This window comes from Acetobacterium malicum subsp. dehalogenans DSM 11527 (assembly GCF_000472665.1).
Taxonomy (GTDB): Bacteria; Bacillota; Clostridia; order Eubacteriales; family Eubacteriaceae; genus Acetobacterium; species Acetobacterium malicum.
Window position 1 is genome coordinate 56360 of the sequence record NZ_AXAC01000019.1, and the last position, 25643, is coordinate 82002.

24 protein-coding genes are annotated in these 25643 nt (G+C 44.9%); 19 read left to right on the forward strand and 5 right to left on the reverse strand.

What is annotated here, in order from left to right; genetic code table 11:
• The first annotated feature begins 35 nt into the window (after window positions 1-35).
• From tilS to dusB, 7 genes are all read left to right on the forward strand, one after another.
• Window positions 36-1481 (forward strand): tRNA lysidine(34) synthetase TilS, encoded by a 1446-nt coding sequence (gene tilS / locus A3KS_RS0109110; protein ID WP_026394672.1) that lies wholly within the window; start codon window positions 36-38, stop codon window positions 1479-1481.
• Window positions 1450-1986: a hypoxanthine phosphoribosyltransferase gene (gene hpt, locus A3KS_RS0109115; RefSeq protein WP_026394673.1), complete on the forward strand. Its 537-nt coding sequence runs from the start codon at window positions 1450-1452 to the stop codon at window positions 1984-1986. Before tilS ends, hpt begins: the two co-directional genes overlap by 32 nt.
• A gap of 47 nt (window positions 1987-2033) precedes the next feature.
• Entirely contained in the window at window positions 2034-3878 is a 1845-nt protein-coding gene (gene ftsH / locus A3KS_RS20655; RefSeq protein ID WP_487249269.1) for an ATP-dependent zinc metalloprotease FtsH, read from the forward strand.
• Window positions 3879-3973: 95 nt separating this feature from the next.
• A complete protein-coding gene (locus tag A3KS_RS0109125; RefSeq protein ID WP_026394674.1) occupies window positions 3974-4375 on the forward strand; it encodes a thioesterase family protein in 402 nt (133 codons plus the stop codon).
• 59 nt (window positions 4376-4434) lie between these two features.
• Entirely contained in the window at window positions 4435-5373 is a 939-nt protein-coding gene (fmt, locus tag A3KS_RS0109130; protein WP_026394675.1) for a methionyl-tRNA formyltransferase, read from the forward strand.
• An 84-nt stretch (window positions 5374-5457) separates the two neighbouring features.
• The gene (locus A3KS_RS0109135; RefSeq protein ID WP_026394676.1) at window positions 5458-6228 is read left to right on the forward strand and encodes a type III pantothenate kinase; all 771 of its coding nucleotides are present in this window, start codon (window positions 5458-5460) and stop codon (window positions 6226-6228) included.
• A 12-nt stretch (window positions 6229-6240) separates the two neighbouring features.
• Window positions 6241-7242, forward strand: coding sequence for a tRNA dihydrouridine synthase DusB (gene dusB / locus A3KS_RS0109140; RefSeq protein ID WP_051355766.1), 1002 nt, complete (start codon window positions 6241-6243; stop codon window positions 7240-7242).
• A 141-nt stretch (window positions 7243-7383) separates the two neighbouring features.
• Here dusB and A3KS_RS0109145 read toward each other — a convergent pair whose 3' ends face one another.
• Window positions 7384-8688, reverse strand: coding sequence for a bifunctional folylpolyglutamate synthase/dihydrofolate synthase (locus A3KS_RS0109145; RefSeq protein ID WP_026394678.1), 1305 nt, complete (start codon window positions 8686-8688; stop codon window positions 7384-7386).
• Between the two features lie 6 nt (window positions 8689-8694).
• Entirely contained in the window at window positions 8695-9270 is a 576-nt protein-coding gene (locus A3KS_RS0109150) for a 5-formyltetrahydrofolate cyclo-ligase (protein WP_026394679.1), read from the reverse strand.
• A gap of 201 nt (window positions 9271-9471) precedes the next feature.
• On the opposite strand from A3KS_RS0109150, the gene A3KS_RS0109155 reads away from it, so the two are divergent.
• From A3KS_RS0109155 to A3KS_RS0109170, 4 genes are all read left to right on the forward strand, one after another.
• Window positions 9472-10143, forward strand: a complete 672-nt coding sequence (locus A3KS_RS0109155; protein ID WP_026394680.1) for a DUF1638 domain-containing protein — start codon at window positions 9472-9474, stop codon at window positions 10141-10143.
• Window positions 10144-10303: 160 nt separating this feature from the next.
• Window positions 10304-10948, forward strand: a complete 645-nt coding sequence (trhA, locus tag A3KS_RS0109160) for a PAQR family membrane homeostasis protein TrhA (protein ID WP_026394681.1) — start codon at window positions 10304-10306, stop codon at window positions 10946-10948.
• Between the two features lie 182 nt (window positions 10949-11130).
• Window positions 11131-12735, forward strand: a complete 1605-nt coding sequence (gene pyrG, locus A3KS_RS0109165) for a CTP synthase (RefSeq protein ID WP_026394682.1) — start codon at window positions 11131-11133, stop codon at window positions 12733-12735.
• A 356-nt stretch (window positions 12736-13091) separates the two neighbouring features.
• The gene (locus A3KS_RS0109170) at window positions 13092-15047 is read left to right on the forward strand and encodes an NAD(+) synthase (protein ID WP_026394683.1); all 1956 of its coding nucleotides are present in this window, start codon (window positions 13092-13094) and stop codon (window positions 15045-15047) included.
• A 214-nt stretch (window positions 15048-15261) separates the two neighbouring features.
• Here the strand turns inward: A3KS_RS0109170 and A3KS_RS23145 are convergent, their stop codons facing one another.
• Window positions 15262-15666 carry a helix-turn-helix domain-containing protein gene (locus tag A3KS_RS23145; RefSeq protein WP_084504941.1) on the reverse strand — a complete coding sequence of 135 codons (405 nt, stop codon included), beginning with the start codon at window positions 15664-15666 and terminating at the stop codon, window positions 15262-15264.
• Between the two features lie 252 nt (window positions 15667-15918).
• Between A3KS_RS23145 and A3KS_RS0109180 the strand changes: the two genes are divergently transcribed.
• Window positions 15919-17598 (forward strand): DEAD/DEAH box helicase, encoded by a 1680-nt coding sequence (locus A3KS_RS0109180; RefSeq protein WP_026394684.1) that lies wholly within the window; start codon window positions 15919-15921, stop codon window positions 17596-17598.
• Between the two features lie 120 nt (window positions 17599-17718).
• Entirely contained in the window at window positions 17719-19107 is a 1389-nt protein-coding gene (locus tag A3KS_RS0109185) for an MATE family efflux transporter (protein WP_026394685.1), read from the forward strand.
• A gap of 80 nt (window positions 19108-19187) precedes the next feature.
• On the opposite strand, the gene A3KS_RS0109190 is transcribed toward A3KS_RS0109185, so the two are convergent.
• Window positions 19188-19649 carry a Mini-ribonuclease 3 gene (locus A3KS_RS0109190; RefSeq protein ID WP_035355772.1) on the reverse strand — a complete coding sequence of 154 codons (462 nt, stop codon included), beginning with the start codon at window positions 19647-19649 and terminating at the stop codon, window positions 19188-19190.
• A complete protein-coding gene (cysS, locus tag A3KS_RS0109195; RefSeq protein ID WP_026394687.1) occupies window positions 19634-21031 on the reverse strand; it encodes a cysteine--tRNA ligase in 1398 nt (465 codons plus the stop codon). The genes A3KS_RS0109190 and cysS overlap by 16 nt, the downstream gene beginning before the upstream one ends.
• Window positions 21032-21187: 156 nt before the next feature.
• On the opposite strand from cysS, the gene A3KS_RS0109200 reads away from it, so the two are divergent.
• The 6 genes from A3KS_RS0109200 to A3KS_RS0109225 all read left to right on the forward strand — a co-directional run bounded on the left by A3KS_RS0109200 (window position 21188) and on the right by A3KS_RS0109225 (window position 25635).
• Window positions 21188-21478 (forward strand): YerC/YecD family TrpR-related protein, encoded by a 291-nt coding sequence (locus tag A3KS_RS0109200; protein WP_026394688.1) that lies wholly within the window; start codon window positions 21188-21190, stop codon window positions 21476-21478.
• Window positions 21479-21667: 189 nt separating this feature from the next.
• Window positions 21668-22885 carry a pyridoxal phosphate-dependent aminotransferase gene (locus A3KS_RS0109205; protein ID WP_026394689.1) on the forward strand — a complete coding sequence of 406 codons (1218 nt, stop codon included), beginning with the start codon at window positions 21668-21670 and terminating at the stop codon, window positions 22883-22885.
• A gap of 21 nt (window positions 22886-22906) precedes the next feature.
• The gene (locus A3KS_RS20665) at window positions 22907-23218 is read left to right on the forward strand and encodes a PspC domain-containing protein (protein ID WP_035355780.1); all 312 of its coding nucleotides are present in this window, start codon (window positions 22907-22909) and stop codon (window positions 23216-23218) included.
• 1 nt (window position 23219) lies between these two features.
• Window positions 23220-23681 carry a tRNA (adenosine(37)-N6)-threonylcarbamoyltransferase complex ATPase subunit type 1 TsaE gene (gene tsaE, locus A3KS_RS20670; protein ID WP_035355783.1) on the forward strand — a complete coding sequence of 154 codons (462 nt, stop codon included), beginning with the start codon at window positions 23220-23222 and terminating at the stop codon, window positions 23679-23681.
• Window positions 23682-23778: 97 nt separating this feature from the next.
• Window positions 23779-24492: a 2-C-methyl-D-erythritol 4-phosphate cytidylyltransferase gene (gene ispD, locus A3KS_RS0109220; protein ID WP_035355787.1), complete on the forward strand. Its 714-nt coding sequence runs from the start codon at window positions 23779-23781 to the stop codon at window positions 24490-24492.
• Between the two features lie 180 nt (window positions 24493-24672).
• Window positions 24673-25635, forward strand: a complete 963-nt coding sequence (locus A3KS_RS0109225; protein WP_035355789.1) for a thiamine pyrophosphate-dependent dehydrogenase E1 component subunit alpha — start codon at window positions 24673-24675, stop codon at window positions 25633-25635.
• Window positions 25636-25643: the final 8 nt, after the last annotated feature.

Here is a 25643-nt window from a genome sequence, read left to right on the forward strand (position 1 = left end):
GTAAAAATAGAGAATTTTATTGAAGTGGTGAAACCATGGAGAAAAAAGTAATTGAATATATTGAAGAACAGAGAATTTTAGAGGCTGGCGATCATGTTCTCATCGGCGTATCCGGTGGAGCAGATTCGCTGGCTTTATTGTATTTTTTGGACAAATTTGCCGAACGGTTTCAGATTGCCATTGGCGTTGCCCATCTTCACCACGGTCTCCGGGGCCAAGCCGCCGATGCCGATGAAGAGTTTGTGAAAAACTTCTGTCAGCAGCGCAGCATTCCTTTTTTCTCAAGACAGCGGAACATTCAGGAGATTTCCCGAGCTAAAAAGATTTCCATCGAGGAGGCGGGCCGAAAAGAGCGTTACGACTTTTTTAGGATCATTGCCACGGATCAGGGGTACAATCGGATTGCCATGGGTCATCATATCAACGATCAGGCTGAAACGATGCTGATGCGACTGATTCGGGGGACGGGGGTTAAGGGTGTGTCCGGTATTAAATCCAGCCGCGACAATCTATATATCCGGCCCTTTCTCTGTCTGCAGAAAAAGGAAATCCTCAATTATTGTGAAATCCACAAGTTGGCGTTTCGCACCGATGCCACTAACTTTCAAAGAGACTACACCCGTAATAAAATTCGCCTGGATATTATGCCCATGATTTTAGAGATCAATCCTAGGGCAGAAGTCCATTTTAATGAATTTACCAAAATTGCCAATGAATATGAAGCATTTTTTGAGAAATATGTGGATCTGATTGAAGATCGGATTCTGGCCTTAAAAGATAATCGGGTCGTCATTGACCGTGATTTATGGTTAAGAGAAGAACCGGTCGTTCAGAAAGAAATTTTGCGCCGGTCTATTTTTAAATTTAAGGGTAGTTTAAAGGAAATTGAGTACAATCATATCACTGCTTTTTATAGTTTATTAAAGAGCGATAAAACGATATGGGAAATCCACTTCCCTTATGACATCCGAATAATACGCCGTTATGACCGGGTTATGGTGGCAGAGAAACAAAAAGTGGTGGCTTCGATAATACCGCCCAAACGAATTCTTCCCAATAAAACCTATCTTTTTTCTAAAGAACGTCTGATATTGGAGACAAAGTTCGTTACTCGGGATGAATTTAGAAAAAAAAGGTGCTTTTTTTCCAAAGAAACGGAAAATCATAGTGAAAAATATTTTGATTATGATAAAATAAAGGACATATTGGTTTTACGTAGCCGACAATCCGGAGATTATTTTTATCCCACCGGTCTGGCGGGCAAGAAATCCATTAAAAAGTATTACATCGATAAGAAAATCGACCGCAATCAAAGGGATGAAATTCCGCTTTTGGTGATGGGGGCCGAGGTGTTGTGGATTTTGGGCTATGCCATCAACCAACGATTTCTGGCCGATGATGATACAAAAAATATAATTAGGGTAACATACCTTATGTTAGGAGAAAAGTGTGATAGCCGATATTCAGGAAATTTTGGTTGATGAAAAGGCATTGGAAAAACGTGTCTCAGAACTTGGTGAAAAGATTACCGAAGACTACCGGGGGAAATACCCCATCTTGATTGGTATTTTAAAAGGATCTTCAGTTTTTATGGCCGATCTGATCAGGAAGATCCCGATTCCATTAGAGATTGATTTTTTAAAGGCATCCAGCTATGGTGCTGAAGCTCGTAGCTCTGGAGTAATTGAGCTGGAGGCCGATTTATCGATGGATGTGAAAGGCCGGAGTATTTTACTGGTAGAAGATATTGTCGATACCGGAAATACCCTGAAATATTTGCTGAACCGCTTCGAAAGCCTGGGAGCTGAAGAAGTGAAGGTCTGTTCGCTACTGGATAAACCAGAGCGGCGGGAGCAACGGGTTATTGCCGATTATATCGGCTTTGAAATACCCAACGAATTCGTGGTTGGATACGGCCTGGATTATGCCCAAAAGTATCGAAACCTCCCCTTTATCGGGATTTTAAAACGAGAAGTATATGAATAAGCATAGCAGTGAAAAGAAAAATTGGAACTTGAGAGGAGTGATGTTTTTTGAATAAATACCTTAAGATGATTGGGTTTTATTTAGTAATTCTATTAATCATTATTGTCGCAGTAACCTTTTTAAACCCCATGAAGGAAGAGGTTAAAACGATTGTTTATAGCGAGTTGCTCGTTGAGCTGAATAATAACCAGGTCGCTGAGATTGAAATAAACAACTCAAATGTCACCGGTGTTCTACGAAGTGGCGAAACATTTGAGGCAGTCGTACCGCAATATGTAATAGATGAACAGGTAACACCGTATATTTTAGAGAATGACGTGAAGGTAACCATTACCAAACAGCAGGATTCCTGGTGGATTTCTTTAATTCCGTCGGTGGTGCTGATTGTTTTAATGGTGGTGTTTTTCCTGGTCTTCAGCCAACAGGCTGGTGGTGGTGGCGGTAAGGTGATGTCCTTCGGAAAGAGCCGGGCTAAGCTTCACGTTGAGGGAGAAACCAAGGTTACGTTTAAAAACGTGGCTGGTGCAGATGAAGAAAAAGAAGAACTTGAAGAGGTTGTCGACTTCTTAAAAGCACCGGATCGTTACCGTAAACTGGGCGCCCGGATACCAAAAGGGATTTTATTAGTTGGCCCTCCGGGAACCGGGAAAACCCTTCTGGCCAGAGCCGTGGCTGGGGAAGCGGCAGTGCCGTTTTTCACCATCAGTGGTTCGGATTTTGTCGAGATGTTTGTTGGGGTCGGAGCTTCCCGAGTTCGGGATCTTTTCGAAAATGCCAAGAAAAACGCCCCCTGTATCATTTTCATTGATGAAATTGATGCGGTCGGTCGTCATCGTGGCGCTGGTCTCGGTGGTGGACATGATGAACGGGAACAAACCCTGAATCAGCTGCTGGTGGAAATGGATGGCTTTGGAATCAATGAAGGCATTATCATCATCGCCGCAACCAACCGTCCGGATATTCTGGATCCGGCCTTACTGAGACCGGGACGTTTTGACCGTCAGGTTACAGTTGGCGTACCTGATGTAAAAGGTCGGGAAGAAATTCTCAATGTTCACAAAAAAGACAAACCGTTGGCTCCCGAAGTGGAGTTGGGTACGATTGCCAAAGGAACACCGGGATTCACCGGAGCTGATCTGGAAAACCTGATGAACGAAGCGGCATTGTTGACTGCCAGACATAACGGCAAACTGATCACTATGGTTGAGCTGGAAGAAGCCATTAAACGGGTTATTGCCGGACCGGAAAAGAAAAGCAAGGTTGTCAACGAGGATGATTTGCATATTACCGCCTATCATGAAGCCGGACATGCGATTGTCATGCATCTTTTGCCCAACTGTGACTCGGTTCATGAGATTTCGATTATTCCTCGGGGAATGGCTGCAGGGTACACCCTGTCGCTGCCGGATGATGATCGTCAGCATATGAGTAAAAACAAATTGCTGGAAAACATCTGCGGTTTACTGGGCGGGCGGGCAGCAGAGAAAATTGCCCTGGATGATATCTGTACCGGTGCCAGCAATGACATTGAACGAGCGACCCACATTGCCAGAAGCATGGTAACCGAATGGGGTATGAGTGAACATCTGGGACCGATGACCTTTGGACATCCGGAAAGCGGCGAAGTATTTCTGGGCCGGGATCTGGGTAGATCTCGTAACTACAGTGAAGAAGTGGCGGCCGTTATCGATAAGGAAATCCGGACGATTGTGGAAAATGCCTATGATCGGGCTTGTTCTATTCTCGAAACACATCAGGAAAAGCTTGAAGAAATTGCGACCCGCTTACTCAGAGACAAAACCGTAACGGGTGAAGAATTCAGAGCGTTGTTTGAAGAACAGCCAGAAGCAGAAAAAATGGTTGAAGTTGAGATTGAAACTGAAATAGAATAATGATGATAAAAAAAAGCCGTTTTTATAACGGCTTTTTTTAAGATATTAAATAAAGAAATAGGATAAAATCGAGGTATAAAAAGTTGGAGGAAAAAATGGAAGAATTCAGAATTGGAACTTGTTATGAGAAGAAATTTTTAATTAATACAGAAGATACAGCATTAGCACTGGGCAGTGGTGGGGAAGAAGTTCTGGCGACACCTCGGCTGGTAGCCTGGATGGAGAATACCGCCTTTGAAGGAGTGGACATTATCTTGCCCGAAGAAAATACGACAGTCGGAACCCGAATTGATTTAAAACATATAGCAGCTTCTCCCGTTGGTATGGAAATCAATGTAAGAGCCACATTGGTGACTTATGAAAAAAGAGCCTTGAGTTTTGAAATTGAAGCATGGGATCAGACGGAAAAAATTGGCGAAGCTGTTCATCAACGTTTTATTGTTGATAAAGGCAGATTTCTAAAAAAGGTATTGAAAAAAACAGAAATGAACAACTAAATAAAAAGCTAAATAAAAAATGAATCATATAAAACTTTTTTATATTGGAGGTGCTTTGAATGAAAATCGTATTGGTTGGACAGGCGCTCTTTGGAAAGGACTGCCTGGAAGTTTTATTAGGCCAGGGCGAAAAAATAGTGGGTGTGATTACCATTCCAGATGATTTAAGGGGAAGGCCTAATCCGCTTAAAGATTTTGCACAAGAAAAAAATATACCGGTATTTCAGCCTCCGGGTAAAAGTCCGCGGCGACTTAAAGATCCCCAAGTGTTGGCCATCGCCAAAGATTTAAAGCCGGATCGTTTTGTATTGGCTTTTGTCAGCGATATTATGCCCTATGACGTTATTAAATTGGCGACTTTTGGAGGAATAAATTATCATCCTTCATTATTGCCTAAATATCGCGGGGGTGCAGCGATTAATTGGGCTTTGATCAATGGCGAAAAGGAAACGGGGATAACGATTCATTACGTTGATAAAGGGATTGACACAGGTGATATTATCTTTCAGGAAAAAGTCGAAATTTCTCCAGAAGATACGGTGGGGTCCCTATATTATGACAAACTCTATCCGTTGGGTTTAAAACTGATTGCTCAAGCAGTGGAAGGTATTCGAAAAGGCACCGCCCCCCGAATCCCCCAAGATTCAGACAAAGCGACCTATCAACCGATGATTACAGAAGATGATGTAAAAATTGATTGGAAAAATGGAGCCGCGGAGATTTATAATCTCGTTCGTGGTTCGAACCCTTCACCCGGGGCACTGACGATCTTTAGAGGTGAAAAAATTAAAATTTGGGATGTCCAAATCATCCCATCCGGTCCCGTTTTGGAACCTGGAGCAGTGGTTGAAATAGTGGAAGGCCAGGGTTTCAGCATTGAAACCGGCAGTGGGACGATACTGGTTAAAAAAGTACAGCGGCCAGGAGAAGCCAAGATATCGGCGGACCAATTTGCTAAACAGATTCAATTAAAGCCAGGGGAAAGCATGGCCGGATAAAGGGTGAAACTAACTTAACCTGATAAAATTGACTGAAATTTTATCAGGCGATGTAGAATTGACATAAAAGGTGTAGGAGGAAAGATGATTTTAGGTATTGATGTCGGAAACACAAATACAGAACTGGCAGTGTTGATTGGTGATGAAATCCCGTATTCCTGGCGATTTGTCACCAAAACACCGCGAACCTCAGATGAATATGGGGTGTTGATTAAATCCTTTTTTAGAAACTCGGAAATATCGGTGGAGGAAGTCAGCAGTGTGATCATTGCTTCGGTGGTACCCAACATTATGTACTCACTGACGAACGGCATTAAAAAATATATTGGTGTTGAACCGATGGTGGTGGGCCCGGGAATCAAAACTGGGATGCCAATTAACACCTCGGATCCATCCGAAGTGGGGGCAGATCGGATCGTCGATGCGGTAGCGGCTTACAGCATTTACGGTGGACCGGTGATTGTTACTGACTTTGGAACGGCAACCACCTTTGATTATGTCACTAAAGACGGGGCCTTTGCCGCCGCCGTAACCACCCCTGGGATTCAGATTTCGATTGATGCCTTGTGGAAGAATGCTGCCAAGCTGCCTAATATCGAAATCAAAAAACCGGCCTCGATACTGGCCCGAGACACGGTTACCAGCATGCAGGCTGGTTTGGTTTATGGTTATATCGGCCAGGTGGAGTATATCATTGAACAGATTAAAAAAGAGACCGGAGTCAAGGATATGAAGGTGGTGGCAACTGGTGGGTATGGCCGTCTTTTCTATCAGGAAACAAAATCCATCAACGTTTATGATCCGCAGCTGTCTCTTAAAGGGTTAAAGATTATCCACGACAAAAATTTCAGGTAAACAGGATAAACGATGAACATAAAAGCAGAACAAGTACAAAAAAATAAAGTACTGAAAATTGGGGATGTTTCAATAGAAACCCCTCTTTTTTTGGGACCGATGGCCGGCTATACCAATCTGCCCTTTCGGTTGATTGCCAAAGAGTTTGGGGCTGGGGTGGTTTTTTCAGAAATGATCAGCGGCAAGGGTCTATATTATAAGGATCATAAGACGGCTGATTTAATGCTGACTGGTGAAGCTGAAGCACCGGCAGGGATTCAACTGTTTGGTTCTGATCCGGATATTCTGGCCCAAGTGGTCAGCGAGACGATCAATGCCACCGATTACGCATTTCTGGACTTCAATGCCGGTTGTCCGGCCCCGAAGATTACCAAAAACGGCGAAGGTTCGGCCTTGTTGAAAACGCCGGAGTTGTTTTTTAAGGTGGTCAAAGCATTGGCAGAAGCATCAGCAAAACCGCTGATTGTAAAAACGAGAATCGGTTGGGATGATCAGAGCATTAATATCCGGGCCATCGCAGCCGGGATCGAGGAAGCTGGGGCGGCAGCCCTGACCATCCATGGTCGTACCCGGGAAGCTTATTATTCGGGCCGGGCTGACTGGGAAATTATTGCTGAGGTCAAGAAAAATGCCGGGATTCCGATTATCTTAAACGGCGATATCAACAGTGGTGAAGCGGCGCAAAAGGCCTTCGAATCCACCGGGGTGGACGGCCTGATGGTCGGCCGGGCGGCCATTGGCAATCCCTTTATTTTTCGCGAAATCAACCATTATTTAAAGACCGGCGCCGTCCTTGCAAAACCGACACCGGAAGAACGCGTTCAGGTCGCCATTCGGCACCTCGACTTGCTGGCGCTGCTGAAAAATGAAGACGCCGGGCTTCGGGAAATGCGTAAGCATCTGGCGGCCTATACCAAAGGTCTTCATCATGCCACGGTGATTCGGAACGAGCTCTTTCACGCCCCGGACAAACAAGCGGTAATAAAACTGTTGACCAGTGCGTTGACACAATAAAACAGGAGTGACTTCAAAAAAAGATTGTAGGGGCGATCCGCGATCGCCAGTAACGTTTGCTATGACCAGCTACGTTTACTGGCGATCATGGATCGCCCCTACTTTTTTAATTAACGGTTGTAAATATTTTAAAGCTGTTTTTTAGTTTGATAGTAAATTCTTTCGGATTAGGGTTCGGGCTTCACCGATCATGTACAGTGAGCCCACAAAAACATTCACCTCATCTTTTTTGGATAAGTCTATGCTGTTAACGGCGGCCTCCATGGTATCGTAGAAGTCGACGCTTTTTCCGTAGCTATTGTGAATCAGTGCGGCCATTTTTTCGGCTGGCATCGCCCGATCGCTGTTGGGGGTCAGGGTATGAATGGTGCTGGCAATGGGGACCAGATAAGATAGCGATTCTTCGATGTCCTTATCTTCCAGCATCCCAAAAAACAAGTTGACGGTGCGGTTGGGAAAGTATTGCTTCATATTGTTGACAAAGGCCTGAATGCCGTTGCTGTTGTGGGCCCCATCAATGAGGACCACCGGATTTTCCAGAAAGATTTCAAAACGTCCGGGAAAAACAACGGCAGCCAATGCTTTTTTAATATGCCCGGAGTTGATATCATAGCCTTTGCGATTAAGCAGGGCAATGACTTCCAACGCCGTCAGGCAATTCAGGGACTGATGGTCGCCCAGCAGTTTTAATTCAAAGCCATCAAGATAGAGATGATCACCCAGGTATTTCAGGGTCTGATTGTGGGTGGTGTGGCTTAAAACTGAAATATCATCCGGGTTAACCAAAACCAGATTGGCATTTTTCGTGGCGCCAAAATCAAGAATAACCTTTAAAGCTTCGGGATCTTGGGGATAAACAACCACATCAGAGCCTTCTTTGATGATCGATGCTTTTTCAAAGGCAATTTCAGCCAGGGTGTTGCCCAGGTAATCGGTATGATCATTGCTGATGCCCATGATCACAACCGCCAGTGGATCTTTGATGATATTGGTGGCGTCAAGTCGTCCACCCAAACCAACTTCAAGAACGACAAAATCGACTTGTTTTTGATAAAAATACTGGAGCCCCACCGCGGTGACCATTTCAAATTCAGTGGGATGGGGTTCGCCCTGTTCCATCAGGACTTCAATCCGTTCCTTGACAAAATTGGTGGCGGCAACCAGGCTGTCATCGTCAATCGGTTCGTTGTTTAATTGAATCCGTTCGTTAAAGGCTTCCAGAAAGGGTGAGGTAAACAAACCGGTGTTGTATCCGGCCGATGTTAAGATGGTGGCGATCATGGTGGAGGTGGACCCTTTTCCATTGGTGCCGGCAATGTGGATAAACTTGAGTTTATCCTGGGGGTTATCCATGGCATCCAGTAATAGGCTCATGCTTTCAAGACCTAATCGGGTGCCAAACTTATGGGTTGCTTCAATGTAGCTGATGGCTTCTGTAACGTTCATGTTAAATTAGGCCTCCTGGATGGGACAACAATTGACACATTTTTCGGTCACCATGAACTGGACACTTTTGTCATGTTCTTCCATGGGGATTTTTTCGAAAATAAAGTCTTCCCGAATCAGCGCAACGGTGACACAGTCGTCACTGATGGTTTCCAGAAAGCGGTCGTAATAACCGCCGCCAAAACCCATCCGGTGTCCCGATGGCGAGAATGCACAACCGGGAACCATAACCAGATCAAGTTTTTTAGGGTCGACAATCCGCATGCAATCTTCACGAACTTCGAGAATCCCGTAATGGCCCTCTTCCAGATCGTCGGGGAAATTAATGAGTTCTGACAGAGTAACCGTATGGTCTTCGATGTTACAGATAGGAACGACAATGTGCTTGCCATCGGCTAAGGCGCGCTTGATAAAATCATGGGTGTAAATTTCGGTCCCAAAGCTCACATAGGCCATAATCCAGTCGGCATTTTTATAAAGATCACTATCGAGGAATTGTTCGATAATTTTAGCATCGGTGTCGGCACAGTAAATTTTTTTACGACGTGCCAGAATTTCTTTTCGGAACAAACTTTTATCCATTTTTTTCTCCTAATATTAAGATTAATTGACGATGATATTATAACATAAAGTCGCTTAGCGACGAAAAATTATCGAGGGGAAATTTTATCTGAATTTTTTCTTGAAAACAAAGGATTCTTGGTTATACTTGGTATAGTGCAGAAAAATAGTCCATAAATAATACTCTTGGCAGAGTAAACAGAAAAAAGGTGTAAAAAATAAATGAAGAGATTATTAATCGCCTGTGAAACCATCCGGGATGAGGTTGAAATGGCGTTACAACGAACCGGAGCAGAATTGGAAACCGTCTGGATGTCCAATCTGCTTCATGACTCCCCGGAACGATTGAAAAATGCCCTCCAGGAAGAAATAGACAAAGCCGAAGCTGACTATGATCAGCTCTTGTTTGCCTATGGCAACTGCGGAAATGGGCTTTTGGGTTTAAAAAGTGAAAAAGCGACTCTGATTATTCCCCGCTATGGGGACTGCATTGATATCCTGCTTTCCGAAAAAGAAAACCTCGACCGCATCCGGACTTCTACCTATTTCTTAACCCAGGGTTGGTTAAGGGGCGAAAAGTCCCTTGATAAGGAGTTCCAGCACAATCTCGAAAAATACGGCGAAAGCCGGGCCAGACGGGTTATGGAGATTATGTTCAAAAATTATAAAAATTTGATGCTGATCGATTCCGGAGCCTATCCGGTGGCGGATCATCTGCCCCGGGTCAACGATATCGGTGAACTCATCGGTCTGGAGGTGGTGGTCGATCAAGGCAGCATTACCCCGCTGGAAAAACTGGTAACCGGGGAATGGACGGAAGGCTTTTGCATTATTCCCCCCGGTCAGGTTACTACCCATAATGATTTTGACGGGGTGGCGGTTCGTAAGGTCTAGGCAACTAAAGTATGGTTTAAATAAACACCCGGTTCAGTCAGCAATTGATTTTTCGGGTGTTTTTAGCGCGAAGGAGCGAAGCGGAATCATAGTTGCATCAACTTAGAAAAGTATGGTATAGTGAAAGAAAAGAACGATCCAGTAACAGAAAGGACAAAATATGAATCAGTTTAGAGAACCAATGAATGCTTTAACCCATTTGATTGGTGCGGTTTTATCCGTATTTGGGATCAGTGCGATGCTTGTTTTAATTATTGCAGAAGATAATGTGACCCCGTTGACCCTGGTTTCGGTGTTGGCCTTTGGGGTTGGGTTGATCTGTCTCTATGGCACCAGCTTTACCTATCATGCCTCCCAGGGTGATCAGGAAAAAATTTTACATCTGAAAAAATTGGATCATGCGATGATCTTTATTTTGATTGCCGGAACCTACACGCCGTTTTGTCTGCTATGCCTGACCGGAACCATGCGGGTGGCGATGATGGTGGCAATATGGGGCGTGGCCCTGATCGGGATTATTCTTAAAGTGGCCTGGATCAATATGCCCCGATGGCTGGGAACCGGACTGTATATCTTTCTGGGGTGGTTTGCGCTGTTTGTGTTAGGGCCTCTTTATCAGGCGCTGCCATTGCCGGGCTTTATGCTGCTGGTTGGCGGCGGTGTGATGTATACCATCGGCGGCATCATCTATGCGATCAAAAAACCAAACTTCGGGAAAAATTTTGGTTTTCACGAATTGTTTCATATTTTTGTAATTTTAGGTTCGCTTTGTCATTTTATTTGTGTTTTTTTCTTTATTCTTTAAGAAAAAAATGGTATTATTAAAAAGTTGTTATTCAAAACAAAATTCTTATTGTTTTTTTAAAAAAAACTGTTAAACTAATAGTATTGTTAATTGCATCACTGCAAAAAAAAAACTCATTTTTTGCAGTGATTTTTTTGTTGGAATAATACGAAAATGTAAAAGAAAAAGGAGCCTGTAAATTAATGCAAACAAAGTATATTTTTGTCACTGGTGGTGTGGTATCTTCTTTAGGAAAGGGCATTACAAGTGCTTCATTGGGGCGATTGCTTAAGTCCAGAGGGCTTAAGGTGTCGATCCAGAAATTTGATCCCTATTTAAACTTCGATCCCGGAACCATGAGCCCTTATCAGCATGGAGAGGTTTTTGTGACCGATGACGGCGCAGAGACTGATTTGGATCTGGGTCATTACGAACGATTCACCGACGAAAACCTGTCCAAGTTCAGCAATGTCACCACTGGAAAAGTATATTGGAATGTTATCTCAAAAGAACGCCGGGGCGATTATCTGGGCGGAACTGTTCAGGTTATTCCTCATATTACCGATGAAATAAAGGACGGAATTCTGCGGGTTACCGATTACAGCCATCCGGATGTGGTTATTACTGAAATTGGCGGAACCGTTGGAGATATTGAAAGCCTGCCCTATCTGGAAGCGATCAGACAATTCAAGGGTGATCTGGGAGCTGAAAATGTCTTGTACATTCATGTGACCCTGCTGCCCTACCTGGGAAAGGCCGGCGAACTGAAAACAAAACCGACCCAGCATTCCGTTAAAGAACTGCGCAGTATTGGGATTCAGCCCGATATTATTGTGCTCCGTTCAGAGAAAGAAGTTGAAGAAGGACTGAAGGGAAAAATATCGCTGTTCTGTAATGTGGATAAAAAAGCGGTCGTTGTTAATATGGATGCCGCGGAACTATATGAAGTACCTTTGATGCTGGAAAAAGAAGGATTGGCCGAATTGGTTTGTGAGAAACTCCATATCGATTGCAAAGAACCGGACCTGACCGAATGGAAAGACCTGGTAAAAAAAGCCAAAAGCCTGGAAAACAAGGTCACCATTGGGTTGGTTGGAAAATACGTGGAACTTCATGATGCTTACCTTTCTGTCGCAGAAGCCCTGCGTCATGGTGGCATCGGCAATAATTCCGAAGTCGCGATCAAATGGATTCACTCCGAAGACATCAACGATGAGAATGTTCACCGGGTGCTCAAAGATCTTGATGGCATTATTGTTCCCGGCGGCTTTGGCCATCGTGGTGTGGAAGGTAAGATCCACGCCATTCAATATGCCAGAGAGAATAAGGTACCCTTTTTAGGTCTATGTCTGGGTCTGCAGTTGGCAGTCATCGAGTTTGCCCGAAATGTGGCCGGACTTGCCGGTGCTCATAGTATTGAGCTGGATCCGGAAACGCCTTACCCAGTGATTAACCTGATGGAAGAACAGAAAAAAATCATTGACATGGGTGGCACCATGCGTTTGGGATTATACCCTTGTGAATTGTTGGAAGGCTCTAAAGCCCTGGAAGCCTATGGCGAGAAAAATATCAGCGAACGTCATCGTCATCGTTATGAAGTCAATGATGATTTTATTCCGCAACTTGAAGAAAAAGGGCTGGTTTTTTCAGGAATGTCACCTGACCGGGTTCTTGTTGAAATGATTGAAATAAAAGACCATCCCTGGTTTGTCGCCACTCAGGCTCATCCCGAGTTCAAATCCCGTCCGAATAAACCTCATCCATTGTTTCAAAGCTTTGTCAAAGCAGCTTTAGCGACAAAAAAATAGTGGATAAAAAAATCAAGATCCTAGATCTTGATTTTTTTTATGGGGTGATACACAAGATATACTAACAGGAAAACTGTGGATAACTTAAAAACTGTGGATAGAATTTGTATAAAACTGTGGAGAACATTGGTTTTCCCTGTGGACAATGTGGATAACCTTGTTGATTGAATAGGGAAACCACCAATAGCGCCAATGTAATGGAAAAACAACGAACAGGGCAATTGTTAATAAAAGCGATGTGGTTGAACACAGGCTGTGGAAAATAAAATATGATTGTCTTGGATCATAAATGGGGATATAATGAAAGCCAGTCAATTAAATCAAATGAAAAATAAAAAAAATGTAAGGTGAGTTAAATGCATAAATATGGTTTTTTCAGAACGGCCTGTGCTGTTCCTAAACTAAAACTGGCGGACTGCCAATATAATCTCAGCGAAATCATTGCGCTGGCAGACAAGGCCTGGGATCAGGGTGTGGAGGTGTTATTGTTTCCGGAGTTGGGAATCACCGGATATACTTGTGGCGATCTGTTTTTTCAACGGGAGCTTCAGCAAAATGCAGTAAAGGCTCTGGACAGCCTCTGTCAATGGTCAGAAGGAAAGAAGATGCTGATGGCGGTGGGCCTGCCCCTGGCTATTAACGGGAGTCTGTACAACTGCTCAGCGTTATTAAACGACGGCAAAATATTGGGGATTGTGCCCAAAACCTATATTCCCAATCATCAGGAATTTTATGAAAAACGCTGGTTTGCCTCGTCAAAATCCCTGAATCTGACAGATGTTGTGATTTGTTCGCAAAGGGTACCGATTGGAACCGATCTGCTTTTTCAACATGTTCATCGGGAAGAATTTGTGGTGGCCGTCGAAATTTGCGAAGACTTGTGGGTGCCCATTTCACCGGGCAGCTTTCACGCTTTGGCTGGTGCAACGGTGATTCTAAATCCCTCCGCCAGCAATGAGGTGGTCGGGAAAAGTGATTATCGCCGTGAACTGATTCGCTCCCAATCCGGACGTTGCAATGCGGCCTATCTCTACGCTTCGGCAGGATTTGGTGAATCCACCAGTGATCTGGTTTTCGGCGGCAATGCGATTATCTGTGAACGGGGGATATTATTAAAGGAATTGCCCAAGTTTAACCTCGGGAATGAACTGTTGATTACCGATATCGATGTGGAATCTCTGAACCATGACCGGCAAATGCAGCATGGTTTTGGGGATTCGGTGCATCTGCTTAACGACCATTCCTACCGGACCATTACGTTTGAAACGCCAGGTACCAATGTTTTTGATCGGGAGGTAAATCCCCAGCCCTTTGTTCCAGCCGACCCGAATCGTCGCAGTGAACGGTGTGAAGAAATATTTAACATTCAAACCATCGGTTTGGCCACCCGCCTGGCTCATATCGGCAATGCCCCGATGGTGGTGGGGATATCCGGTGGACTGGACTCGACCATGGCCTTGCTGGTTTGTGTCAGTGTTTGTGACCGCTTCAATATTCCCCGGGAAAAAATTCATGCTGTAACGATGCCCGGTTTTGGTACCACCGACCGCACCTATGATAACGCCGTGGCCCTGATCAAGGGACTGGGTGCCAGCTTCCATGAGATTTCCATTGTGGCCGCCTGTACCGCTCATTTTAACGATATCGGCCACCCCATCGAGCTCCACAATGTTACCTACGAAAATTCCCAGGCCCGGGAACGTACCCAGATTCTCATGGATCTTTCCAATAAACTGGGGGGAATTGTCATCGGCACCGGCGATCTTTCCGAACTGGCGCTGGGCTGGGCCACCTATAATGGCGATCATATGTCGATGTACAGCGTTAACGCCAGTGTCCCTAAAACCCTGATCCGTTACCTGGTGGAGTGGGTGGCGGACCATTCGCCCGAAGCGGACATCCGCAAAATTCTCTATGATGTTCTGGATACCCCGGTTTCTCCGGAACTGCTGCCCCCCGATGCCGATGGAAAAATTGCCCAAAAGACAGAAGAAACCGTGGGTCCCTACGAACTTCACGATTTCTTTATGTATCAAATGGTGCGCCATGGTTTTGCCCCGGAAAAGGTATATTTTCTGGCCTGCAAGGCCTTTGACGGCAACTATGAAAAGACGATTATTTTTAAATGGTTGAAAAGTTTTTACCACCGTTTCTTCAGCCAGCAGTTTAAACGGAACTGCCTACCCGACGGACCAAAGGTCGGTTCGGTCTCCTTTTCACCCCGAGGCGACTGGCGGATGCCCTCCGATGCCCATGCCACCCAATGGCTCAAAAGCCTGGACAAAATGGAACCAATCGTTCAGGATAGTTAAAAATTGATAAAAAAAAGAAGCTGTGCAAAACAGCTTCTTTCAGACTATCAAAAAAGATAACCTAGTACCGACAATTGTTACATCATGTTGTACGCATCGGAGCGGACACGGCAGAGCCTGTCCGATTCCGCAGCGAACAACAGATTAACAATTGGTCGGTACGGTAGTTTAACGACAACCTAAAAGAAGCTGTCCGAAAACAGCTTCTTTTTGACTATTCTTTTTTAGCGTAGTGTTGGATCAGGACTTCATGTTTGAAGTTGATGAAATCGAGAATTTCTTTTTTACCCTCTTCACTGGTCATGGCATATCCGAACAGCCCCAACAGGTCTTTCATATCCAGCGGTTTAACTAATTGTTCGGCTGAGTTCAATGAACCCTCGGATTTGAGCTTGGCATCATTGAGTGAGGTAGAGTTGTCAGTTCGACAGAGTAGGTAGTCGACCGATACATCAAAATAATCGGCAATTTCAACCAGTAATTGGTTTTCAGGAAGGTTTTTATCCTTCTCATACTTGGAAATCGAGCTCTTGTTTAAATCAAAATGTTCAGCAAAATCCTGCTGTGTCATATCCTTATTAATTCGCAGTCGTTTTAATCGTGTTCCAAAAGTAGACATGGTGTTTCCTCCAAAAATTATTCATAATCTCAGTATGAATGAATAAGATAAACACATGATATGTGTATAACCCGATTATACACCATCTGTATATTTGATGGCCAGAAATTTTATATAAAGGTGCCAAACCGGAAATAATTTAGGTCGGACATGAGCTAGAAGCATTATTTCTTAATGACGATTAAAACAAACTTGCTTTATTCTTTAACTTGGTTTAAAATTAGGTGTTATATATTCGAGAAAGGATACTAAATGAAATTTACAGAATTAGAAATTAATGAACAACTGCTGCAAGGCATCGAAGACATGGGCTTTGTAGAAATGACCGAAATCCAGGAGCGAGCGATACCACAACTGATGATGGGAGGAGACCTCATTGGAAAATCGCAAACAGGAACCGGTAAAACGGTAGCGTTTGCTATTCCAGCCATTACAAAGCTTGACCCTTCTATAAAGAAAGTACAAGTTTTAGTTCTATGCCCAACCCGAGAGTTGGCAGTACAGGTCTCAGACGAATTTAAAAAAGTACTTAAATATCAAAAAGGCATCAAAGTACTACCAATTTTTGGTGGTGCATCCATTGAAGCTCAGATCCGCGATCTTAAATCCGGGGTTCAGATCGTCGTTGGCACGCCCGGCCGCGTGATGGACCATATGCGCCGAAAAACATTAAAATTAAGTGACGTTTCGATGGTGGTTTTAGATGAAGCTGACGAAATGTTAAACATGGGATTCCGGGAAGATATTGAATTGATTCTTGACGAAATTGCCCATGAAATTCAGACTGTGTTATTCTCGGCAACGATGCCAAAGCCGATTCTGAAAATCGCCGAAACCTACCAGAAAAATCCGGTTCTGGTGGAGATTTCACCCAAAAACATGGTGGCGACCAGCATTGAACAAAAATACTTCAATATCAACGATCACCATAAATTTGAAGCGCTAACCCGTTTGCTGGATGTGTACAAACCGCAGCGTTCGCTGATTTTCTGCAACACCAAAAAATATGTTGATGAAATCACCGATGATCTCAAGAAACTGGGCTATTCGGTTGATAAAATCCATGGCGATATGCGTCAGATGTCCCGAATGGCGGTTTTAAAAGACTTCAGTCGTGGTAATCTGAATATCCTGGTGGCAACCGATGTGGCCGCCCGAGGGATTGATGTGGATGACGTGGATATTGTTTTTAATTACGATGTACCGGATAATGAAGAATATTATGTTCATCGGATTGGTCGAACCGGACGGGCCGGGAAAAGCGGAATTTCCCTGACTCTGGCACGGTCCAGAGATCAGTTCAGACTGAAAAAAATCACCGACTATACCAAGAAAAGTATTGAACGGGATTTAATCCCCACCAGCGCCGTTATTAATGATATCAAGATCGCTCATTTCCACGAACGCTTCAAGATTCGTGCTGATAAGGGTGCCGAAAAGGGGACCTTAGAGACCTATGTAAAAATTATTGATGAGCTGGTGGAAAAAGGCTACACCGCTGAAACCATAGCAGCGGTATTGCTGCAGGCCCAATTGCCACTGTCAGAAGCCGAAGACCTTAACACCATTGAACGACGGCCAAGACGTACGGATTCAGCACCACGGCGCGATGGTCGGGATGGCCGAGATGGCCGCGGTCGTCGAGATGGCGGTTCCAGAGACGGCGGTGCCCGTCGAGCTGGTCCAGAAAAAACAAAACGTCTTTTCATCAGTGTCGGCGAAAAGGATCATGCCCAAAAGCGGGATATCCTGGGAGCCATCTGTGGAGAGTGTGGGATACCATCTTCAGCAGTCGGCAACATCGACATGTACGACAAATTTACCTTTGTTGATGTCGATGAAGAACAGGCTAAAAAAGTAGAAAAGAAATTAAACGGAAAAATAATCAAAGAACGCAAAGTTAAAGTTGAAATTTCTAAAAAGAAGAAATAATTAACGTATCAATAGAACCTGGGTTTGAGGCTGACTTTGTCCTTGGATCCAGGTTTTTTATTAGTGCATTATCGGTGCATTTATTTAGTACATTTAATTAAAATCAAGAGGAGGTGCCGTATGAAAGACACTCAAACAGAAAAAAAGAATAAATTGGGCGTCGTTCCAATTCCGAAGCTACTCTTTTCAATGTCAATACCGGCAATTATTTCGATGATGATTCAGGCCATGTATAACATCGTCGACAGTATCTTTGTGGCCCAAATCGGGGAAGAAGCCCTGACTGCCGTTTCCCTCGCGTTTCCGATTCAGATGATCATCATCTCCTGTTTTGTCGGCATGGGAATCGGAATAAATTCAGCCATATCAAGGCGCCTGGGTCAGAATAAAAAGAGCGAAGCTGCCAACGTAGCTGAGCATGGTTTCTTACTGGCGATGCTGATTGCGATCGTGTTGGGTATTTTGGGATTTTTTACAGCGGAAGCATTTATCAGTTTGTTTACTGATAATGCCAACATCATTGCCCAGGGCCGATCTTATTTAATAATCGTGACCGTGTTCTGTTTTGGTAGTTTCATTACTCAGGCGGCTTATTCCACGCTGCAGGGGAGTGGTGAAATGATCCAGCCGATGGTGGGACAAATTATTGGCGCGGTTACCAATATCATTCTCGATCCGATCATGATCTTCGGGTGGCTGGGATTCCCGGCATTGGGAGTAGCCGGTGCCGCTATCGCCACCGTGATCGGTCAGTTTTTTGGGATGGCCTATATGTTGCTGGTTATTTTCAAAAGCAGTAAGAATTATCTGAAATTGGATTATAAGGTCTTTCACTACGAGACTGAAATCGTCAAAGACATCTTTAAGGTTGGCTTGCCGGCGGCGATTATGCAGGGGCTGGCGTCACTGATGATCACCGGATACAATCTGATTCTGGCTGGATTTGGGATGTCGGCCGTGGCTGTTTTCGGCGTTTACTTTAAAATTCAATCGGTCATCTTTATGCCGATCTTTGGCCTGGGTCAGGGTGCGATGCCGATCTTCGGCTTCAATTTTGGAGCGAAAAACCGAGAACGCTTTAATGAAACGCTGAAGGTGGCCGTTACTGCGGCCCTGACGATTATGACCATTGGCACCCTGTTGTTCTGGATTTTCCCGGCCCAGATTATGATGGCCTTTAACCCCTCGCCAGAAATGATGGAAATCGGCATCAATTGTCTGCGCAGTATCAGTCTGGCCTTTCCTCTGGCGGGGATCTCAATTATGATTGGGGTCAGCTTTCAGGCTATTGGTAAAGCCTATGTCAGCATGATTGCATCGTTTATCCGACAGATGGTGGTGCTATTGCCGGTTACTTATCTGTTGGCTCAACTCGGTGGTCTGGACTGGGTCTGGTATGGGTTTATCATTTCCGAAATTTTCTGTCTGGCTTACGAACTGTTTATGTTCCGCTGGTATCAGCGAACCATCTTCGACACCTGGGAGGCTTCCCCAGTGGTGCAAAATTAATCCCCGCGTTGAAACTGGAGTAATTAATAAAACTAAAACAAAAAGATCTTCAAAAGCATTTAGCTTTTGAAGATCTTTTTTTACTTTACATCCAGCTGATTAATGACATCAATGCTCTGATAAATCAGGGTTTTCATGCGCTCGGTTTCACCACAGAGGAACAGGTAGCCAATCAGGGTTTCAAACCCGGTGGCATAGCGGTAGTCTGAGGGGTTGGCATTTTTGGGGACCTGGGAGGCGGTGTTTCGACCCCGCTTAACCATTCGCTCCTCGGCTTCGGAAAGCTGCGGTAGCAGTGCCCGGATGATTTGAGCCTGGGCACTGGCCCGGACATAGCTGATCGAGGTTTTGGTCATCAAATTGACGTTCTGGTGACCACAGCCGAGCAGGTATTTCCGGATCAGATCGGAGAAGATCCCATCACCGATATAGGCCAGGGCCAGGGGATTCATGGCGGCGGCCTGTTCGATGGTATAACTTTTTTCGATGGTGGCTTTGATGCTGTTGAGATTATCGGGATTTGGGGTCAGGCTTTTTTCCATTTAACACCTTCCCGGGTATCCTCCAGGACAATGCCTTTGGCCAGCAGTTCATCACGGATCTCATCAGCCCGTTTGAAATCTTTGGCTTTGCGGGCGGCTTGTCGCTGGGCGATCAGGTCTTCCACAGCCTCATCAAGATTGGTTTCCTTATCTTTTACCGCCAGTCCTAAAACGGTGGTGAGTTCGGCAAAAAGGTTTTGACCGGCGATGATTGCCGGTTGGGAAGAAGTGGCATCCAGATTGGAGTTGAGATCCCGAACCAGCTCAAAAATTACGGCAATCGCATCAGCGGTGTTAATATCATCGTCCATCGCGGCGACAAAATCGTTTTTGTATTTAACCAGGGAGTCAATCCAGGCCTGTTCTTTTTCGGTGGCTATCTCAGCGGAGGCGTTTTCCAGCAAAAAGGCCATTTGGAATTTGGCGGTATACAAACGTTCCAGGGCACTGGCGGCTTGTTGCAGCAACGGTTCGCTAAAGTTAACCGGACTGCGGTAATGCGCCATCAGTAAAAACATCCGGACCGCTTCGAGATCAAAGGTCTTGGCAATATCCCGGACGGTGAAGAAGTTGCCCTTGGACTTGGACATTTTCTCGTTGTCGATATTAATGTAGCCGTTGTGCACCCAATAGTTGGCAAAGGGCTTGCCGCAGCAGCCTTCCGATTGGGCAATTTCATTTTCGTGGTGGGGGAAGATCAGATCCTGACCGCCGCCGTGAATATCAATGGTTTCGCCGAGGTGTTTTTTGGACATCGCCGAACATTCGATGTGCCAGCCCGGCCGTCCCTGGCCCCAGGGACTTTCCCAATAGGGTTCGCCGTCTTTTTTCTTTTTCCACAGGGCAAAATCCAGGGGACTGTGTTTTTCATCATTGACATCAATCCGGGCGCCGGATTTTAAATCATCGATGGACTGTTTGGATAATTTACCGTAGTCTTTAAAGGCATCGACATGATAGTAGACATTACCGTCGACGTTATAGGCCAGTCCTTTTTCTTCCAGCGTTTTGATCATCGCAATAATTTCCGGCATGTGTTCGCTGACTTTGGGATGGACCGAGGCCCGTTTGATGCCCAGGGCATCGGCGTCGGTGAAGTATTCCTGAATGTATTTTTCCGAAACATCGCCCGGCGAAATCCCTTCTTCATGGCTGCGGTTGATGATTTTGTCATCGACGTCGGTAAAATTCTGGATAAAGGTGACCTCGTAACCGGTATATTCCAAAAAACGGCGCAACACGTCAAAAACGATGAAGGGACGGGCGTTACCGATGTGAAAATAGTTGTAAACAGTCGGTCCGCAGGAATACATCCGGACCTTGCCCGTTTCAATGGGGACAAAGGTTTCTTTCTTCTGGGTCAGGGTATTATATAATTTCATAAAGTTCAACCTTTCAATTTATTTCTTTACAGCAATGTGTTATGATAACATATTATACACTAAAGATAAGATTAAGTGTCAATGGATAAAATTTTTTAGGAAGAAAATTTCTGTTATCATCAAAAACGAATGACCAGAAATGAATGAGGAATCTCCATGGAAGCAAATACAAAGAGAAAAGTCCTGGCCCAGGCGATTTTAGCCCTTGAAACCGAAGAGGATTGTAATCTGTTACTCGAAGACTTGTGTACCATCAAAGAAATCGAAGACATGGCCCACCGGTTTGAGATTGCCTACTTGCTGTCCCAGGGAAAAACCTTTATTGATGTCGAAAAACTGACCGGGGCCAGTTCGGCCACCATCAGCCGCGTCAACCGCTGCCTCAAACACGGCAAAGGCTACCGCAACATCATCGAAAAAATGAAAAAGGACCATACATTGGAGTAATCTTGAGACTGTAAACAAACTCAGAAGCAGTACCGACAATTTTTATATCATGTTGTACGCATCGGAGCGGACACGGCGATAGCCTGTCCGATTCCGCGGCGAACAACAGATTAACAATTGGTCGGTACGAGAGTTTGCAGGATCCTGAATCTTATCTAAAATTTAATATTAAAGGAGTTGAGTGTAGTGATGAAAGCTGTGAAAAAGTCGAAGAAGTTGGACAACGTTTGTTATGATATTAGAGGACCGGTGGTCGAAGAGGCGGACCGCATGGAGCGGGACGGCATTGACATTATTATGCTCAATACAGGGAATACCGCCCCCTTTAATTTAAATGCCCCGGATGAAATTATTCAGGATATTAAATATAACATGAAAACCGCCGAAGGCTATTGTAATTCCCAGGGTATTTTTTCAGCCCGGAAGGCCGTGGTTCAGCATTATCAGACCAAGGGTCTGATGGATCTGAAAGTCGATGATGTTTTTCTCGGCAACGGTGTCAGTGAACTGATTCTTTTTTGTATGCAGGCACTGCTGGATGATGGCGACGAAATTCTGGTTCCGGCACCGGATTACCCACTGTGGTCGGCTGCGGTCAACTTATCGGGTGGTACCGCCGTATACTATACTTGTAATGAAGAAGATGACTGGAACCCTGATCTTGCTGATATCGCCAGCAAGATTACCCCTAACACCAAGGGGATTGTGGTGATCAATCCCAATAACCCCACTGGCGCCCTTTATCCCCGTGAGATCTTAGAAGGGATCGTCGATCTGGCCGTGGAAAATAATCTGATTATCTTTGCTGATGAAATCTATGATCGAATTCTCTATGATGATGCGGTTCATATCCCGATGGCGACCCTCACTGAGGAAGTACTGGTGGTGACCCTTAACGGCTTGTCAAAATCCCATCGGATTCCCGGCTATCGGGTTGGTTGGATGATTCTGACCGGCAACAAGGAAGGGGCTAAGGACTATATTGATGGCATCAAAATGCTTTCCAATATGCGGATGTGTTCCAATGTTCCCGGCCAGCATGCGATCCAGACCTCATTGGGCGGCTACCAGAGTATGAATGATCTGCTCAAACCGGGGGGACGGCTGTACGAACAGCGGGAGATTGTATGTAAGCGGATTAATGCGATTCCGGGTCTGTCCTGCGTCAAACCCAAAGCGGGATTTTATGTCTTTCCCAAAATTGATACGGAACTATTTAATATCACCAGCGATGTCCAGTTTGCTCTGGATTTCCTGAAAGAAGAACATGTCCTGATGGTTCAGGGAACCGGTTTTAACTGGCCAAATCAGGATCATTTTAGAATTGTGTTTTTGCCTCATCCCGAAGATCTGATCGAAACCATGGATCGGCTGGAACGGTTTATGGCCAGCTATCAGCAAAAATAAGTTTATAAGAACGGAAGAATAATGAAAAAACAATTAGTGAAAAGTAAAAAAAGGGCCATTCTGGCTGGCGTTTGTGCCGGTCTTGGCGAATACTGCAACATTTCGCCCTGGGTCTTTAGAGGTCTGTTCCTGTTGCCCTTTGTGCTTCGGTTTGTACCGGGTATCCTCAGTATTATTGTCTATATCCTCCTGGCGGTGGTACTCCCCGGCAATAAACGGCTTGCGGACCAGGATGTGGTGGAAGTGGATTACGAAATTATTGATGACAATAATGAGGAAGAGATCATTGATTTCAGTGACGAAAAGACAGGATCTGAAGAAAAGGTTGACTAAGATGCTGGAAAAAAGAATCATTACAAAATCAAGTCAGGAAACCTTTGATTTTGGGAAATATCTGGGGGAAGCCATCGACTTCCCCCTGATTATTTTTTTACAAGGTGAAATGGGGGCTGGAAAAACGCTCTTTTCAAAAGGCTTTGTGGCCGGAATGGGATTAGATGATGAGGTCACCAGTCCCACCTATACGATTGTCAACGAATACGGCAATCCGCCCCGGATTTTTCATTTTGATTTATACCGGCTCCAGGATCCGGATGAGCTTTATGAGATGGGTTTTGAAGATTACCTCAGTCAGGGCTGTACCCTGTTGCTGGAGTGGCCGGATCTGGTGCTGGAAGATCAGTTTGAGCCCAAGCTGGAAATCAGCCTGGTATCCCATCTGGAGACGCCTGAGCAGCGGGAAATTATTTTAAAAACAGACAATCAAAAAGTGGCACAGATCTTAAATTCGCTGTAGTCGCAAAACGCAAAGCAATATTTGGCAAGAGCAGGGATCAAGGCTCGTTGATCATCTGCGTTCCACGATATTAATAATTAATAATGAGGTGGCAAACATGGAAAAATCGCTAACCAGCGTGATCATCCCCGCTGCCGGATTAGGTCGGCGGATGAACGCATCGATCAGCAAACAGTATCTGCAGTTAAACGGAAAACCGATTTTAGCCTATACCCTGGATGCGTTTGAAAATTGTCCGCTGATTGACGAAATTATCTTGGTTATTAATCCGGATGAACTCGAACTTTGCGAGGAGCAGGTCATTGGCACCTATCCTTATACCAAGGTCAAATTGGTGGCTGGCGGCAACACCCGGCAAGAGTCGGTTTATGCCGGATTGAAGGCGGCGAATCCGCAAACCCGGATTGTCCTGATCCACGACGGCGCCAGACCTCTGATCAGGGAATCGGTAATCCGCCGGAGCATTGAGGAAACCATTAAACATCGGGCCACAGTGGTGGGGGTGCCGGCCAAAAATACCATCAAGGTGATTAATGAAGATGGTTTTGTCGAACATACCCCGGATCGCAATTATCTGGTCGAAATACAAACCCCTCAAACATTTGATTATGATCTGATCAGGGAAGCTCATCAAAAAGCGCTGGCATCGGGAGTGGCCGGGACCGATGACGCCTTTCTGGTGGAATGGCTGAAGATCCCGGTTAAAATCGTGGTTGGCGACTATACCAATATTAAAATCACGACCCCGGAGGATTTGACCATCGCTGAGTCGATCATCAGCCAAATGGCCGAAAATGAGGGCTTGGACTGAAAAAATTAAAAGATTATTAATAGAAATAAAGAATGAAGTGAAAAAAGCTGTTATTTTATGCAGTTTTTCGCTTCATTCTTTATTTATTGGGGAATAAAAGATATAATGGAAATACACGAAACAAAAAGCTAAGGGTTATTCACCTTTTTAAAAATAAATTGTGAAAATGTGGAGGAAACCATGATTGAATTATCTGAAGAACTTCTATTAAGAATGTATTATAAAATGAACCAGGCCCGATACTTTGAAGAAAAACTGGATGATCTTGTTGCAAAGGGACAGGTCCATGGAACCGTTCATCTGGCTATTGGTCAGGAGGCCTCAGGGGTCATGGCCTGTCTGGCGTTGGAAGAGGGCGATCTGGTATCATTGAGTCATCGCGGTCATGCTCAGGCGATTGGCTTTGGGCTGGATGTTAATCTAATGATGGCCGAATGTCTGGGAAAATATACCGGCTATTGTAAGGGCAAAGGCGGCTCGATGCACATTGCCGATTTGGAAAACGGAAATCTCGGGGCCAATGGCGTGGTCGGCGGGGGCTTTAATCTTTCCTGCGGCGCCGCGTTGACCCAGAAATACCATCAAACCGGAAAGGTCGTTTTGTGCTTTGCCGGGGATGGTGCCACCAACGAGGGCAGCTTTCATGAATCCTTGAATCTGGCCTCGGTCTGGAAACTACCGGTGGTTTTTTTCATTGAAAACAATCAATATGGGATGTCGAATCCGATTGAGAATCACATGAATATCGAAAACATTTCCGACCGCAGTGAGGCCTATAACATGCCGGGCCTTACCATTGACGGTAATGATTTTCTCGATGTTTACAATACTGTCACTAAAGCTTTGCGCTATGCCAGAGCCGGGAAGGGTCCAGTCCTGATTGAAGCCAAAACGTATCGTTACAGTGGCCATTCCAAAAGTGATAAGCAGGTTTATCGGGATAAACGGGAGGTTCAGGAATGGCGAAAAAAAGACCCGGTTTTGAAGATGAAAGAATATCTGCGGGAGAATCGGATCTTTACCGAAAAGCAGATCCTGAAGATGGAAGAAGAAGCCAGCCTTTCCATTGAGCAGGCGGTGGAATTTGCTAAAAAAAGCCCGCAACCACAGTTGAACACAATTTTAGAAGATGTATACGCGTGAGAGGTTGA